This is a genomic window from Bilophila sp. T19-St14 (assembly GCF_059728385.1).
Genome location: NZ_BAAGFT010000001.1, coordinates 3040410 through 3056956 on the forward strand (window position 1 = coordinate 3040410; position 16547 = coordinate 3056956).

Annotated in this window: 13 protein-coding genes and 1 pseudogene; 12 read left to right on the forward strand and 2 right to left on the reverse strand. The window is 45.4% G+C overall.

The genetic code is table 11. The features are described 5' to 3' along the window. Nucleotides 1–51 precede the first annotated feature (51 nt). The 10 genes and pseudogenes from AC6I1V_RS12845 to AC6I1V_RS12890 all read left to right on the forward strand — a co-directional run bounded on the left by AC6I1V_RS12845 (nucleotide 52) and on the right by AC6I1V_RS12890 (nucleotide 13954). Nucleotides 52–1248, forward strand: a complete 1197-nt coding sequence (locus AC6I1V_RS12845; protein WP_497737039.1) for an ABC transporter ATP-binding protein — start codon at nucleotides 52–54, stop codon at nucleotides 1246–1248. Further along, nucleotides 1235–2356 (forward strand): glycosyltransferase family 4 protein, encoded by a 1122-nt coding sequence (locus tag AC6I1V_RS12850; RefSeq protein ID WP_497737040.1) that lies wholly within the window; start codon nucleotides 1235–1237, stop codon nucleotides 2354–2356. The genes AC6I1V_RS12845 and AC6I1V_RS12850 overlap by 14 nt, the downstream gene beginning before the upstream one ends. A 3-nt stretch (nucleotides 2357–2359) precedes the next feature. After that, nucleotides 2360–3373: a glycosyltransferase family protein gene (locus AC6I1V_RS12855; RefSeq protein WP_497737041.1), complete on the forward strand. Its 1014-nt coding sequence runs from the start codon at nucleotides 2360–2362 to the stop codon at nucleotides 3371–3373. Beyond that, the gene (locus tag AC6I1V_RS12860) at nucleotides 3370–4026 is read left to right on the forward strand and encodes a class I SAM-dependent methyltransferase (RefSeq protein WP_497737042.1); all 657 of its coding nucleotides are present in this window, start codon (nucleotides 3370–3372) and stop codon (nucleotides 4024–4026) included. Before AC6I1V_RS12855 ends, AC6I1V_RS12860 begins: the two co-directional genes overlap by 4 nt. Before the next feature lie 20 nt (nucleotides 4027–4046). After that, nucleotides 4047–5948: a glycosyltransferase gene (locus AC6I1V_RS12865; RefSeq protein ID WP_497737043.1), complete on the forward strand. Its 1902-nt coding sequence runs from the start codon at nucleotides 4047–4049 to the stop codon at nucleotides 5946–5948. A 14-nt stretch (nucleotides 5949–5962) separates the two neighbouring features. Then, nucleotides 5963–9394 carry a glycosyltransferase gene (locus AC6I1V_RS12870; protein ID WP_497737044.1) on the forward strand — a complete coding sequence of 1144 codons (3432 nt, stop codon included), beginning with the start codon at nucleotides 5963–5965 and terminating at the stop codon, nucleotides 9392–9394. 10 nt (nucleotides 9395–9404) lie between these two features. Continuing rightward, nucleotides 9405–10529 (forward strand): non-hydrolyzing UDP-N-acetylglucosamine 2-epimerase, encoded by a 1125-nt coding sequence (gene wecB / locus AC6I1V_RS12875; protein WP_497737045.1) that lies wholly within the window; start codon nucleotides 9405–9407, stop codon nucleotides 10527–10529. 8 nt (nucleotides 10530–10537) lie between these two features. Then, entirely contained in the window at nucleotides 10538–11794 is a 1257-nt protein-coding gene (locus AC6I1V_RS12880; protein WP_497737046.1) for a glycosyltransferase, read from the forward strand. A 113-nt stretch (nucleotides 11795–11907) separates the two neighbouring features. Then, nucleotides 11908–12327: pseudogene (gene tnpA, locus AC6I1V_RS12885) on the forward strand (IS200/IS605 family transposase). Between the two features lie 580 nt (nucleotides 12328–12907). Further along, complete coding sequence (locus tag AC6I1V_RS12890) at nucleotides 12908–13954, forward strand: protein NO VEIN domain-containing protein (RefSeq protein WP_497737047.1); 1047 nt, start codon at nucleotides 12908–12910, stop codon at nucleotides 13952–13954. A gap of 212 nt (nucleotides 13955–14166) precedes the next feature. Here the strand turns inward: AC6I1V_RS12890 and AC6I1V_RS12895 are convergent, their stop codons facing one another. Next, nucleotides 14167–14541 (reverse strand): hypothetical protein, encoded by a 375-nt coding sequence (locus tag AC6I1V_RS12895; protein WP_497737048.1) that lies wholly within the window; start codon nucleotides 14539–14541, stop codon nucleotides 14167–14169. 565 nt (nucleotides 14542–15106) lie between these two features. On the opposite strand from AC6I1V_RS12895, the gene AC6I1V_RS12900 reads away from it, so the two are divergent. Both AC6I1V_RS12900 and AC6I1V_RS12905 read left to right on the forward strand, forming a co-directional pair. Beyond that, nucleotides 15107–15349 (forward strand): type II toxin-antitoxin system Phd/YefM family antitoxin, encoded by a 243-nt coding sequence (locus AC6I1V_RS12900; protein ID WP_497737049.1) that lies wholly within the window; start codon nucleotides 15107–15109, stop codon nucleotides 15347–15349. 170 nt (nucleotides 15350–15519) lie between these two features. After that, entirely contained in the window at nucleotides 15520–15729 is a 210-nt protein-coding gene (locus tag AC6I1V_RS12905; protein ID WP_497737050.1) for a PIN domain-containing protein, read from the forward strand. A gap of 54 nt (nucleotides 15730–15783) precedes the next feature. On the opposite strand, the gene AC6I1V_RS12910 is transcribed toward AC6I1V_RS12905, so the two are convergent. Next, nucleotides 15784–16005, reverse strand: coding sequence for a hypothetical protein (locus AC6I1V_RS12910; RefSeq protein WP_497737051.1), 222 nt, complete (start codon nucleotides 16003–16005; stop codon nucleotides 15784–15786). Nucleotides 16006–16547 lie beyond the last annotated feature (542 nt).

The window sequence follows — 16547 nt, forward strand, 5'->3', positions numbered from 1 at the left end:
AACGGCTGTATCCAGAATGCCTTATTCCCTCTTTTGAAGTGAATTTGCTCTATGGACGATGATATCATTATTGATGTGAAGAATGTCTGGAAAAGCTATGGGCTTCCATCTTTGTTGCCTTGGAAAAAACGCCAGTCTCGGGAAAGCGGTTACGCAATCAGAGATGTGTCCTTTCAAGTACGCCGGGGGGGCTCGCTGGGCATCCTCGGGCGCAATGGCGCCGGCAAATCGACCTTGCTCAAACTGCTGGCCGGAGTAACACCGCCAGACAGAGGCTCTATTACTGTTGGCGGTCGGATTTTCCCCATGATCGAGCTTAACGCCGGCATCAGCATGGAGTTGACAGGAAGAGAGAATATAACTCTTTTGGCTACCATTATGGGGTTTTCCGGCAGGGACATAAGAAGACTGGAACCTGAGATTATGGATTTTTCCGAACTGGAAGACTGGATTGACAGGCCTGTATGGCAATATTCCAGTGGAATGCTGGCGCGTTTGGCATTCGGTATTGCTGTTCATGCCCGGGCGGATATTCTGTTGGTGGATGAGGTTCTTTCCACCGGCGACATCATGTTTCAGAAGAAATGCTACCAGCAAGTACAAAAGCTGTTGTCCAGTGGCGTCACTCTGCTCTTTGTTTCGCACAGTCCGTATCAGGTTGAGCGCCTATGCGAAAAAGCCCTCTTATTATCAGGAGGGCGTTGTATCGCCTCTGGAGAAGCAGAGCCTATTGTAAAAAAATATCTCCGGCAGGAAGATAGAAAGATATTTTCTAACAGTGGAATAGAGCAAACTGTTCGCCCAGGAAGTGGTGATATTCGAGTTTCAAAAGCTTATTTCAGCCTTGATGATGGCACAGTGATAAAAAAACCTGTTCCTCTCGAAGATATCAATCTTATTATTGAATATGATATTTTCAACAGTGTGGATGACATCATCGTACAGGCTATGGTGGTAGATGAATATCAGAGAATTATTACAACTCTTTCTCCAACATGGGGAGAATATTTAAATATAAATTCCCTGCAAAAAAAACTATGTTTCAAAATAAAAAAGTTTCCTCTCAAGGGGGAGAGTTTCAGCTTAAATATAAAATGTTCTGCTGGGTTTCTCATCGATTATGTGGAAAATATTCTTACCTTTTCAACAGCTCAAAACTCTGAAGTTGAAAATAAAATTGCAAAAGCAGGTATTGTAGTACTTGATAGTATATTAATCCAAAAAGGAGATGAATATGAAAAAAATTAAAATATACTTGAATTATCCTTATGATAAGTCGGGAAAAAAACTTATCGTTTTACCTGTGGTTCAATGTTTATATGATTATTTCAGTAAGCAGAATAATTTTGAAGTTGTTGAAACAATAGATGATATTGATATTTTTTTCTTTTTTGCAGGGGGGCCACTTAGAGAATTTAATAGGTATCATAAATTTTTAATAAAAAATTTAGAAAAATTTGGACAATATATTCCGAAATTTTTAGCAAAAAAATATATGCTTCCTAATATTACAGCTGAACAAATACTAAAAGAAGCAAAAAGAAAAAATAAATCAATGAAGGTAATTCATCGACTGGATGATCGATATTTTTATCTATGTAAAGCATATGGAAATGAGAAAACAATTATTAATGTTAATAAATATGCAGACGCTACTGTCTATCAGTCAAAATATTGTCAGACACTCTATGAAGGAATACTTCCTGAAACTATTTTTGGCAAACTTCAAAAATTAAATTGTACACAACGATATTTTATATATAATGGTACAGATACAAATATTTTTTCACCAAATGGTGATAAGGTTAGCCTTAAAGGCAATATTAATATTTGCCATATTGCAGCAACAGGAATGCCTCGTAAAGGTTTATCGATGGTTCTTGCTATAGCAGAAATCTTAAAAAACAATAAAAATATACATTTTTATTTAATTGGTAATCAAAATAATGATCCTCTAAGTGGACATTTTATTAATAGTTTAGAAAATGTTACGCATCTGCCTTTTATTGATGATAGATATGAAATGGCAAAATATATGCGCTCTATGGATCTTTTACTTTTTCCTTCTATTGATGACTGTTCCCCGAATACTGTTATTGAAGCCATGGCCAGTGGACTTCCTGTGCTGGCAGATGCTAGTGGCGGGGTCCCTGAATTGATACATAAGGATGATGGCTTAAAAGGAGGTCTTTTTATAGACAAGGAAAATCCTATTTTTAATTTAAAAATAATTCTTGAAAATCATGCTTCATTCAAAAAAAATGCATTAGAAATTGTAAATAAGTACCATACATTAGAGATAATGTGTAATAACTATAAAAATCTTATATATAAACTTTTGGATATGGATAAATAAAGCATGGATAAATCGCTTCGTATATTAGTATATGATTCTGATGACCTTTCTGTGGGAAGCACGAGAGTTTTCTCTTATGGCATATATCGTGATCTGAAAGAACTAGGTTTTTCTGTTCACTATGGAATTCTTGATGATACAGATGGCTTTGATATTGTTATTTATGGAAAAAATTATAAGAATATTTTGTGCAAGGATACAACCAGCCATATAAAAATTCAAATTCAGCCTTCAGATTTAACAGATAAATATCTTTCTCAATGTCTAAAGGCTGACTATTGGATTGTTGGATCATATGAAGAACTTGATTATTATGCAAAATATAATATTCCAATATTTTACTATCCGTTATTAGAGAAATTTAATTTACCTTCTCGAAATATTTCTAGCACTGATGAAATAATAATTTCTTATCATGGAAATAAGCAGCATCTTGAAAGTCTTTCACCCCCTCTTATCGCAGCATTAGAAAAGATATCTTCAAAATTTGATATAAAATTTCATGCTATCTATGATGTGCAGAAGCTTGGAATTTGGAAAAAATCAAGACCAGATATAAATATTAAAGATATTCAATGGAATATTGATACTATAATAACAGAAATAGTAAACTCAGATATTGGTATTGTTCCTTTTTCGACACCAATACCTAATTTACTTGCATCATTTACTAAAAAAATAACAGGCCTTCTTCTTCCGCATACGGGTGCTCATGTTCAGGATTATCTTTTGCAATTCAAAAAATGTACAAACCCTGGAAGAATTTATTTGTTTCAGCAATGTAAAGTTCCTGTAATAGCAGAAATTTCCACTGCAGCTTGCTCTGCAATTCAAAATGAAGACTATGGTTTTATTGTTTACAGTTATGATGGATGGATGAGAGCACTCAATATCCTATGTAGTAATAAAGAAAAAAGAAAAGAAATTGCTGAAAACTCATTTAAGTATGTATCGGGCTTGTCATCTGTAAAATTTGTAAAAGATATGATAAAATATATACAAGGTAATAACATATGATATATACAACTAATAAAATATTTACGTCTCGCAAAGATAAAATGGAATATGTGTATGACAAATATAAAGTTCTTTTTGATAAGAAAAAAATTCTTGATATCGGTGCTGACAAAGGTCTTCTGGCAAACTGTCTTCCAGAGACAAGCCAGTATTATTCTATTGGCTTTGGTGAAGATATTCTTTTGAAGTATAATCTTGAAAATATTCCCTATCCGTTTGAGGATAAGGAATACCATACCGTTCTATGCCTTGATGTTCTGGAACATCTTGAAAATATTCATGCTGCTTTTGATGAATGTATGCGCCTTGCAAGCGAGCATGTCATTATATCGCTTCCTAATCCGTATCAGGATTTCTGGAACTTTTTGAAAAATGGAAAATATAAAAATGGACAGTATGATATGAAGTTTTATGGGCTACAGAAAGATCGGCCTGAAGACCGGCACAGATGGTTTTTTGGTCCGGAGGAGGCCTATAACTTCATCGAGTACCGGGCCAGACTGGCTGGATTTCGTATTGAGCAGTTTGATTGCCTGACCTATCAGCCGGGTTTCTTTGAAAAAATACTCTTCAGCCGTTTTTTCTCTCCCCAGTTTAAGGAAACCTTATTGACTTCAGGGACATTGTGGTTCGTCCTCACGCGGAATCAATAAGCATCAAAAGAGTATCCTGTATGAAGCTTCTCCTTTTCATGACACGCGGCATGTCCTTAACCGCATGGCGCGATAATGGTTCCCTGAAGCGTGAACTGGCTTTGTATGCCGAGCTGGCCAGACGGGGTGTTTCCATTAGCATTATTTCATGGGGCAGGGGTGAAGATGCGGCTGTTGTCGCGGCGTTTCCTTGGCTCAGGGTGTATGAAAATCGCTGGAAACTTCCTCCGGATCAGTATGAGCGGTGGATGCCGCTGCTGCATGCTCTGCCTCTGGCGCAGGCTGGTATCATCAAAAGCAATCAGGTCAGCGGGGCGGATTGTGCCCTGCGCTGCGCCCGGTTCTGGCAGAAACCCTTTGTTGCGCGCTGCGGATACCTGTGGAGTACGTTCTGTGAACGGCAGCAGTCACCCGAACTGTCCCGCGTGCAGGAGATTGAACGGAGTGTTTTTGCGGGCTGTGGTGCGGCCATTGTGACCACAGCGCCCATGAAAGCCTGCCTGACCGCGCAGTATGCGGTTCCCGAATCGCGCATTACGGTCATTCCCAATTATGTTCCCCGCGAATACTACGCGGCGCCGCTGCCCATAAGCGAAAGCCATCCTGTGGTGACGCAGGTCGGCCGGCTCAGTGAGCAGAAAAATCTTTTCAGCCTTATGGAAGCCTGTGTGGGGCTTGGGGTCACACTGCAGCTTGTTGGGGATGGAGAACTGAAAGATGCGCTGCAGGCGCGTGCCGCAGAGCTTGGGCTTGACGTGGTGTTCCGAGGCAATGTTCCCCATGAAGCGCTGCCGGATATTCTGGGGAAAAGCACCGTATGCACGCTGGTTTCTCTGTATGAGGGGCACCCCAAGGCATTGATTGAGGCCATGGCGAGAGGCTGTGCTGTTCTGGCTGCACGGGTAGAGGGCATTGAGCCGCTTATCCGGGATGGAGAGAATGGTCTTTTATGCGCAACCGATGCGGCTTCCATACGGGAAGGGCTGAAGCGGCTGCTCAGTGATGCCGCTCTGCGGGAGCGTCTGGGGCGCGCGGCACGCGAATCAGCCATGCGTTTCAGCATAAACCATATTGTGGAACAGGAGCTGGCCCTCTATGGCCGCATGCCTGTTCCCGGCTGGTGCCGGAAATGGCAGGCAGCTCTGTCCATGCCTGTAAGGCTGCTTTCTGCTGCGGCCCGAAAAGCGTTTGCCAGCATACAGAGCCGGATGAGGTGGGTGGAGACAGTGCCCCTTGCGCTGATTCGCTTCCTGATACGCCGTAAAACCCCGGCCGATGCCCTGCGCTACCTCTTCGGGCTTGAGGATCAGCTTTACGCTTTGGAAAGTGCGCAGGCCATAGCCTATGACGGCGGTGTGCATACAAAACACCGGCACACCCGCTATCACGACTTTTTCATTGAGCGTCTGCAGCCCGGCGAAACAGTGTGCGATATCGGCTCCGGCAATGGATTTCTGGCATACGACATGGCTGCCAGAGCTGGTGCCGTGGTGACCGGTATAGAGCTGAACAGTACGCTGGTGGCCGCCGCGCGCGAACGGTACGCGCACCCCCGCGTAACCTTTGTGCAGGGCGATGCACTGAAGGATGTACCGGCAGAAATGTTTGATACCGTTGTCCTCAGCAATGTGCTGGAGCATTTGCCGGAAAGAGCTGCATTTCTGCGCAGTGTCCGGATGCGCGTACACCCCAGACGTTTTTTGCTGCGCGTTCCCCTGTTTGAACGCGACTGGCGAGTGCCGCTGAAAAAAGAGCTGGGAATTGAATGGCGCTTGGATCTCACGCATGAGACTGAATACACGGAAGAAGCGTTTCGCAATGAGCTGGAACAGGCCGGTCTTCACATAACAGAGCTGCATATCCGCTGGGGCGAAATCTGGTGTGAAGCCCATGCTGATGCGGATGCCGGACACACACTGTAGATAAGGATGCTGCCATGCTGTGCACAAATGAATCCCAGCCGCTGGTCACGGTTTTGATGTCCGTATTCAATGGCGAACAGTATCTGCGTTCTGCCATGGATAGTATTCTGACACAGACGGTTTCCAACATCCGTGTTATCGTTGTGGATGACGCGTCAACAGATACAACGCCCTCCATCCTGCAGGCCTGTGCGGAAAAAGATTCCCGGATTCAGATTATTACCAATACAGTTAATCAGGGGCTGACCCGCAGTCTGAATATTGGCCTTGAGCATGTGACAACGCCGTTCGTTGCCCGCATGGATGCAGATGATATCTGTATGCCGGTACGGATTGAGAGTCAGCTCAGGCACATGCAGCTTTTCCCACATATTGTGGCTCTTGGCTCCTTTGTTTTGCCTGTTGATGCGTCTGGGGCACGCGTTACCGGCTTTTTGAGTGATGCCCACTATGTTACGGATCACAATACACTGAAAAGGCAGCTCTATGAAAACGGCATGTGCCTTTTCCATCCCACTCTGGTGCTGCGCACAGAGGCCCTGCGCCGCATCGGGGGGTACCGTGTCTGTTTTCGCTATGCTCAGGATTACGATATGCTCCTGCGCATACTGGAGATTGGGCAGATAGAGGTCCTGCCGCAGGAATTGCTCCAGTACCGGGTTCATGCGGGCGCCATTTCAGCCCATTGCACGGATGCCCAGAAAATAGCCAATGTGACGGCGCTTGCCTCAGCCATACTGCGTGCGCAGGGGCAGGAAGACGGTATTGATGAGGCAGCAGTCATTGACGAACGCTCCATGCTGCAGCTGGCAGAAAGGGCAGGGGCTTGGCCCCTTATCCGGCTTTTGCAGTATTTCGCTCTTGATGCTTCAGCTGACTGCGAAAAGGGCATACAGATTCTGCTGAAACTGTCAAAGACGAAGCTGAGTCCAGAACAGTTTCAACGCGTTGCAGCCCTTGGCAGGGAAGCGGTGAAGCACCATGCTGCCATGGCCGAAAAAGTGAAGGTCATGGCAGAAAGCGGGATGTATGACCGATGTTTTCAAAAGGCAGTGCGGGCAATCTTGGCGGAAGAAGAACCTGTTTCGTCGAGAAAAATGCTGAAAAAGAAGCTGAAGACAGGCCTCATGCGCCTTTCGCCGTCAGGAAATGTGTATCATCTCGTCAGGCAGACATACCATCTTGCCCGGCAGGCATATCATACCATCAAATTTGGCCTGAATGCCGTCAGAGAGCAGGAACAGAAACACGTTCTCGATCTGATCATGGAGCTTCTGGATGATGACAGAAAGCGTAATCCGGGTACAAAGACCATCCTGCTGGTAACGAATCAGATTCTGGATACGGTAACATTCAAGCCGACCTACGGTGGGGGAGAGCGGTATCTGCGGGAGCTGGTATCCCTTTTTGACTCGCTTGGGTTCACGGTAACCATTCTGCAGGCCAATGCTGTATCTTCCCTTGAAATTCGAAGTGTGTTTGGCTGCCGGGTTCTCTGTGTGCCTTCCCGGCTGGACCGCAGCGGCTTTTTTGTTCAGCTGAACAGACTGGCGTTCAAACTTGCCGGTAGGGTGGATCATGTGGTCTATTTCCTGCCGGAAACAGGTGCTCCCGTTGTTGCAGGTAATTCCCTGCTCATTTCACACGGGATCTGGTTTGATCATGCCAACTATGCCGGCGTCAGCTATCGAACCCGTCTGTTCTGGAAACGGATCAAAACAGCCTTTACCGCTCCAGCGCACTGCGTCAGTGTAGACACCAATACAATCGGGCTTATTCGCTCGCTCTGGCCCGTCGCTGCGCAGAAATGGCATTTCATTCCCAATTTTTACGATCCGGATCAGTTCCGGCCAGTTCCGCTGAAGGGGAATCCTTCCCGGCTGACGGTGCTGTTTCCCCGCAGGGCACAGGTGAACCGCGGTGCGTATGTGTTTGGGGACATTGTCAAAGCAATCCCGCATGACACCGTCTCCTTCATCTGGGCAGGCAGGGGGGACGAGGCCAGCAACAACGAGATAGAGCGTGTCTGTGCGGAGGATGGGCGCTGCATGTTCACGAGCGCCGATTTTGAAGGCATGGCGGAACTGTACGCGCAGGCTGATATTGTGGTGATTCCAACCATTGCCTGCGAAGGGACCTCACTCTCCCTGATTGAAGCTCTTGCTTCCGGGCGCGCCGTTGTGACAACCCACGTGGGCGGACTTGCCGACATTGCCTTGGATGGCTTCAACTGCCTTGTGGCTGACCCCACGGCAGCATCCATTGCCGCGTGCGTCACTACACTCATCGAAGATGCCGGGCTGCGTTCCCGTCTGGCTCAGAATGCCGCGCAGTCTGTGTCCGGCCTTGCCCTGCCAGTCTGGCGGGAACGCTGGCTCAGGCTTCTGCAGCAGATTGGCTGGGCAGATGTGGATGCCTGCCTACGCGCACATGCGTCGTATGCACCGGGCCGAAATAGGAAACGCCTCGTTATCCTGACCCGAAATGCCTGTGTGGGAGGCGTTGAAAGCCTCATCCATGAAGAGCAGAAGGCGCTTGCTGCGCCGGTGGTGGTCTGTGGCGGGCTGGATGCGTATGAAACATGTCCCTTCACCTACCAGAGAGCGGATGATCCCGGCCTGTTGGCAGGGCTTCTCAGCGAGTATGACGCTGTACTCTGCCATTGGATACCAGACTGGGCCCAGCAGGTTGTGAAGCATTCGGGGAAGCCGGCTGTTGAATTTATCCATATGGCCACAACTTCAGGAAATGACTCTTCCGTGCCGGAACTTTTTGTGTCCCATTCCCCATACATGGCACGGTATGTGGAGAAATATTTCCTGAAACCCTGCAGGGTTGTGCCGCATGCTATTGATGACAGCCGATTTGTTCCCAATCCTGTTCCCGGGAAAAAAATCGGGGCGGTGTGCGCCTATGTTCAGCATAAGGGAATCGATACCTTCATTCAGGCTTGGTCCGGTCTGCATCAGAAGTATCCGCAAATAGAGGCTGCCTTTTATGGGGACGGCCCTTACCGGGAAGCGCTGCAGTCTCTGGCCAGTGAACTGCATACGCCGGTAGCTCTGAATCCGGCAACTTCAGCTCCGGAAGAGGTCATGCGTGAATACAGGCTCATTGTCCTGCCATCCCGAAATGAAGGCCTGCCGGTTATGGTTCTCGAAGCGCTTGCCCTGAATATTCCGGTGATCACCACGGCTCTGCCGTGGGCTTTGGAGTTCAACGCTCTGGCGGAATCGCGCGGCGTTCCCGCTCCTCTCCAGCTTGTTCCGGCTGACGATCCGGAGGCCCTGTGCACTGCCATTGATGAGATGCTTGAAACCCCCGCCAGCACATCGGCAAGAAGCTATATTCAGCACTATTATTCCCCCACTGTCCACGCACAGGCTCTTGCGGATGCCTTCAAAAGCATTGGACAGGACATTATTGACGTATCCGCAAAGCGGTAAAGGAGCTTCCATGCGTAAAGTCATTGTTATTGCCGGTACAAGGCCAGAAGCGATCAAAGTGGTCAGCGTTGTCCATGAACTGCGGAAATTTCCAGAGTCTTTTGAGGTGCTGCTCTGTTCCACAGGCCAGCACAGGGAAATGCTCACCCAGACATTTGCCGATTTTGATATGGAACCCGATATCCATCTGGATGTTATGGCGCCCAATCAGACCCTTTCCGGCCTGTCTGCACGCCTGTTTGAAAAGCTGGATGCGCTCCTGCTGGAGCAGAAACCGCATATGCTTCTTGTGCAGGGAGATACTACCTCCGTTCAGGTGGCATCCCTTGCGGCGTTTTACCGCGGGATTCCTGTGGGGCATATCGAAGCCGGTTTGCGCAGTCATACCATCCATTCTCCTTTTCCGGAGGAGCTGAACAGGCGCATCACCGGCCTTGTCGCCGCATGGCATTTTGCGCCTACGCCGCTGTCGCGGCAGAATCTCATGGATGAGGGGGTTGCCGAAAGGGATATTGCTGTAACCGGTAATACGGTGATTGATGCGCTGCTCATGATGCGGGACAAAGTGCGGCAGAATCCTCCGGCCCTTCCTGATCCCCTTGAGCAGGTTTTACGGGAACAGCGGCGCATCATCCTTGTTACCGGGCACAGGAGAGAATCATTCGGTAATGGACTGCGTCAGGTTTGTAAGGGCCTGGCCGCTCTTGCAGGCCGGTTCCCTGAAAACCGCATTGTGTATCCTGTGCATCCCAATCCCAATGTACAGGGTATGGTGCATGACATGCTGGACCGCCATCCCGGCATTATTCTGTGCTCGCCCCTTGGGTACAAATCCTTTATCAGGCTCATGGATGCTGCGTATCTGATCATAACGGATTCCGGCGGCATTCAGGAAGAAGCGCCTTCTCTGGGCAAACCTGTTCTCGTTACCCGTGACCTGACCGAAAGACCGGAGGGCGTGGAAGCCGGGGTCAATATTCTTGTAGGCGCCAATGAAGCGGCACTTGTGCGTGAGGCAGTACGCCTGCTGGATGATGAAGCTGCCTATAATCAGGTGGCGGGGATACGCAATCCGTACGGCAATGGGACCGCAGGGCAGCAGATTGTACGCTTTCTACTGGACAGGGCAGTATAGAGATGTCGATGAAGAATCAGTTCCTTCGGGCCATAAAATATTTTAGAACCTATGGGTTCAGGCGATTTGTCAATCGTTCTATGGGCTTTGTCCAAGGGCATAGCTGGGGAATAAGTTATCTCTTTGGCAGGGACAGCATGAGTTTATCCGTTGTATCTGAAGTAACCTCACAACCCCCTGTCATCTTGCTTGCTGGCGTAATCTGGGAATTCAGAATGCAACGTCCCCAACAGCTCGCCCTGCATTTTCACAAATCAGGCTCGACTGTTCTGTACTGTTCTCCAGGGACATATCGAGGATTCAAAACAGGTTGGAAAATTTCGCAAATCCAGCAAGGCATACATGAAATTTATTTTTTTGCACCAAAGCGATGCGAAATGTGGGAATTGAACTCCAACCGGTCTTTTTTGAATAAGGTACATTGTGAACTTCAGGAGCTTATCCACAAAATTACCTTACTGCAGAAGCAGCGGCCTCTTGTCATTGTAGAACATCCTTTTTGGGGAGAAGTTGTTCATGGCATAAAAGATGCTGATATCCTCTATGATTGCCTGGACGATTTTTCTGATTTCGAAGATGCGGATGAGGCAGTGCATACTCTTGAGGAAATGCTTGTCAGAAGTGTTGATGGAATCGTTTCAACTGCACAGCACCTTGACGAGAGATGGAGTACTTCCACAAAACCGCATTGTATCATTCGTAACGCAGCGGATTTTGAACACTTCAGTCGAAAGCCCGATACTCACTACCAGTCTCCTTCCGGGCAGTTGGTCCTTGGATATCATGGAGCCATAGAACATTGGTTTGATGTGGAACTTGTGGAACATATCGCTGATGAGATGCAGGATTGCATAATTATGCTGGTGGGGGGAATTGGCAAGCCTGAGGTAAAAAAACGCCTCGCAGCCCACGCCAATATAATGCTTGTCGGAGAAGTGGAGTATTCTCGCCTGCCATATTATCTTTACGGCTTTGACATCGGATTGTTGCCGTTCTTGATACAGCCTCTGACTCTCAACACAAATCCCGTAAAAGTATATGAATACCTTGCCGCGGGCATTCCAGTTGTTTCCGTCCCTCTTCCTGAAATGCTTCATTTCAACGAACTGGTGACAGTGGCCGATCGTGACAATTTTATTCCTGCCATTCGAGATACCCTGATGAGGCCGAAAGACGTTTTACAACTGCAGCAATTTGCTTCAGAGCAAACTTGGGGGCATCGTGTGAATGATTTTTATAACTTCCAAAGAAAACTGAAAAAATAATTAAAACAGGTAACCCCCAGCTTTACTGGGGAACTCACAAAGTTTGACTTTTTGGGCAATGAAAAAGACCTCCATTCTTGAACCGTTCAAAGTTTCAGGAAAGGAGGTCAGTAGTGGAAATTCAAACATTAAACCATTCAACATGGGTATGTAATTATCACGTGGCATGGATACCCAAATACAGGAAGAATAAAATTTTCAAGGAGATATGAGTAGATTGGGGATATGTTCTGCATAAGTTGGCCGAGCAGCGGGAGAGCAAGATGTTGGAAGGCCATTTGCCTGCGGATCATGTGCATATGCTCATATCTATTCCTCCCAAGTATTCCGTATCTTCGGTGATTGGATACATAAAAGGGAAAAGTGCGCTGTTTGTAGCCCGTCAACACAATGGCAGGAGACGAAATTTTGGAGGAGAAAATTTTTGGGCACGAAGTTTTTATGTTTCAACTGTGGAACTGGATGAAGAAACAATCCATATAAGACATCAAGAAGAGGAAGATAAACGGATAGACCAGTTAAGCTTGGTCTAGAAGTTGTTGCTTTTAGGCAGCTCATGCATTTCTAAACCGTTTTGAGCTGTTCACGCTATCTCAAATCCTCAGCTTCATCGGGGGGACCTGACTATGAAATAAGTTCTAGATGGGATAATGGAGAATCTCATTACAATAAAATTATGATACACTCTCTTTCGGTAAAGCAGTTGACAGATTATTTGAAAGTATGAACTGAACTTTTATACGACATCTCTAATAATACTGAAAATTTTTATAAGATTTATAGTTTTTCTAAAAATGGAAGACTCATAATTATTGAAGCTCCAATTCCAATTTTGGAATATATCTAGAAAATTATTCGTAAGAGTTTTTTATCCATATGTGTACCCTATAAGCTACTGCTTTTGAACAAGGATGCTATATTTAAAAAAAAGTATGGATTCACAGAGATTAGAATGTAATACTAAAACTTGATTTAAAAATCTTTCAATCCATAGTGTATAAAAGAGTTCTGGGGTATTTCAAAAGATATGAATATCCTGAAAACATTACTGTGATACTGAGTCAGCTTTATACGTTAAATGGACATGTCCATTTAAAGAAAGGAGTGAGAGACATGTCAGTGATTTTTTTCAATGTGTTTTATATGCAACACTACAACGGATCCGAGGAAGGTCTGGAAGGCGGTTTCAACTTTGATTCTGTCGATGCCAATGGGGATATTGTGGCGGGGGAAATTTTTAATTTCAGAGCCTATGATGGTTGGTACTATGGGTATGCCCCGTATTCATCTGTCAAACTTGAAAGAGTGGCTCCGAACGAGACCATACAGAAAGACGAGCAGGGAAACCGTTATCTGAGCGGGGTTACTGTTATTTTTATGGCAACCTATCCCGGAGACGCGACACGGGTTGTAGGCTGGTATGAAAATGCGATTCTTTATGAAAAAAGGCAGGAAGATGGCCCCAATAGAATGTCCGATAATTTGGGGCTGTATCTTGCAAAAGCGAGAGCGGCTGTCTGCCTGCCTGAAGAAGATCGGGTAATCACGGTGCAGCGGGCAGCGGAATACGGTCTTGGCCAAGGCTATGGACAGTGCCCTGTCTGGTATGCCGATGCTGATACCCCCTATGTCCATGAATTGAGGACAAAGGTTCTCAACTTTATTGAAGCATACAGGCAAGGGCAACGCCCGGTCGACCTCACTCGTGTCAATGAGTCTGATCAACGCCGCCCGATTGAACAGCAGATTGGGAATGATCCGGGCTTCAACCGCCTGATTGAGCAACGGGCTGTGAGAGAAGCCGTAGCCTACTATCAGGGGCAAGGATTTGTGGTTGAGGACGTTCAGAAGGAGAATTGTGGCTGGGACCTGACGGTCTCGAGGGAGAATACGGAGTTTTTCGTCGAGGTAAAAGGAAATGCAGCCGATATCCCGCATCTCTGTCTGACACCGAATGAATACCGTACATTGCAGAATAGATACAGACAGTATCGTATCATTTCTGTCACCGGGTGCAGAGATGCTGGAACCCCAAGGTTGCGCGAATATAAGATTGGCTGGCGGCGCAACGATGAAGGCACCTTTTTCCTGAAGGACGGGCAAGGAAGGCAATTTGCCTTGGTAGAAATTGTTTCTGCAGTCATTGCACCGAAAAACTGATTTCCCATGAAGAGTGGAAAAACTGACCATTAGAGTCGCTCCAGAGACTGCCTGCCTCCATCTTTGACAGGGGACCTGCTCCTCTATAAGCAGGGGCACGATAGAAAAACTTGACTCAAAAAAGCAGCCTGTATCCATGAAGAATACAGGCTGCTTTACCTTTGTTGATGTATTTACTTACTATATATTACAGAGGATCACATGGTAATACATCAATATACTTGACCATTATCTCTATTCATCTCTGATATACTTTTCTGAATCAATGTATGCGCATCAGCCCCCGTTAGATCCTCGATTTCTCTTCCCAATCTTGCTCCTAACATATTCATCAACCCCCATATTGTGCCGATATGCAGTCTTTGTAAGTGCTTCAAGCTGTTTTTCTGATACTGGTTTGTTTCCTCCCCTGCCTTGCTGGTCTGTTGGGGCTGTTTTGCATCAACACGTTCACGACCTGCATACTTATTCGTTCTGCTAATCAAGGCAGTGATGGTTTTCTTCATTGCTGATTCTGCCATTTTCTTTACTCTATCTATGATTTCCTCAATATTATTCTCATTTCCTGAATAAACTCCATGAATCATGTAGACCTTAGCATCATTACTGATATATGTTGTGACTACAATCGAAGTAAAATTATTATATTGAGATGGAAACTGAACGAATGAGGTTCTGGTACAGACTATCTTATTTTGGGTTGTTATAGTAATATTTATATTAAAAATGAGAAAATAACGCAAAAAAATAAAAGGATAAAATCCTTTTATTTAACGAATACATGTTCTACGATTCTACATGAAGTATCTCCTTTTATCATAATTTTGTTCATCCTATATTATCTCAATGTACTTTTTTACGTTTCATCTACTGTATCTGATGCATATAACTGGATACAGAAAAGAGCAGGATTTCCTGCCCTTATTTTTAGAGGCTGTTCTAGCTAAGAAAAAGAACTAGGATAACGCCGTGTATGAACGAAAAAGTAGGCTGAATAAACTATAACATGCTAACCTTATAAGATTTTTTAATAAAAAATAGACAGTTCCATATGAACACGCAAGGAAAGAGAAGTTCTCAAATATGGTAAGAAGACTTTCTTTGATATTGGGCTAAGTCTGGACTAAATCCAATTTAAAAGGAGGGTGGCTTATGTCACAGAATATTATTTCCATGCATCAGGCAAAAAGTTCCCTGTCCAGGCTGGTAAAATGTGTCGCCGCTGGTGAAGTCATTTTTATTGGCAGCTATGGCCATGCGGAAGCCGCTCTCACTCCGGTAACCAGTGCGATGCCGAAAAAACGCCTTGGTATTTTGGAAGGGAAGCTGACGATTCCTGATGATTTTGACGCACCCCTGCCGCCTGACATCCTTGCCACATTTGAGGGGAACTGACATGCGGCTGTTGCTGGATACCAATGCGTTGCTCTGAGTGCTGACCAACTCCCCACGCATCGAACCTGTGAGGGGGGTGCTGCTTGCGGAAGAGAATGATATCTTTCGTCAGTACTGTGTCGTGGTGGGAAATCGCTATAAAGACACGGATAGGTAAGCTGGATGCCTAGTTGCCAGTTCTTCGTTCGGCTGCTGAAGAAAGCGGTTTTCTGGAACTCCCGCTTCTCGGTTCGCATGCCGAAATGCTGGCAGGACTTCCGAGATATCACAACGATCCCTTTGACCACATGCTGATAGCGCAGGCTCTGTTCGAGCCTATGCGGCTGATCAGCGGGGACGGAGTGCTGCCCCGGTATACCCCGCTAGTGATATCCATCTAAAAAGCACCGTGGAGGCATCCCGGCCAGTTTCCATTGGCCGGGATTTTTATTGCTTCATTTGTTCATTCTGCTTTTCAACCATGAGATAAACATGTCCCGCTTATATCTAGTTTTTTGAACAAATTTGACTTTCCCTCTAGGTCCTTCTCCCAGAGCATCGAGATTGGACAGTGTCTTTGCGGAAATAAGTCCGCCAAGCATGTCTGATGCAACCTGATGTGAAAAGACAGGAGGCAATGTCCGTTCCAGTTCTTGGAATAATGCGTCATGAATCATGATATCCTCCTTTATCATTTTGACCCATACTGTTTCTGTATAATGTTACCCATAACATCATGGATTATTTTTAAAAGAATATAAGCCTGCATATTTTCAATATATTGTTCGAGATATATTTTAATCCTGAAATATATTGCTGTGCGCCATATCATTTTTATGAAACGTGACTGCTTCCAAACGAGCAGGAGTATTTATCTCGAATGTCTTTTGTTCCTATTTTGGCAAGATAACTTGCAGCACGATATGCTTTTTTAATATTGATTTCATAATTTTACCTGTCTTTTCTGATTATGATTCCATTATCATGATTTTTTCCATTATTCCTGAAACAATAATCAATGAGACCTTCTGAAGGATACCCAATTGTCTTTGCCCAGTAATGATGTGTTTCTTTGAAAACCGTAAAAGGATTCTGGATTGCATTTCCATTACAGAAAACAATAAAATGATAATGTGGATTTTTGTCTATCTTATGTTATCTTGCCCATATGTATTTAACATCTACAAAGTATCCAGATATATATTCTGTTCATACTTTG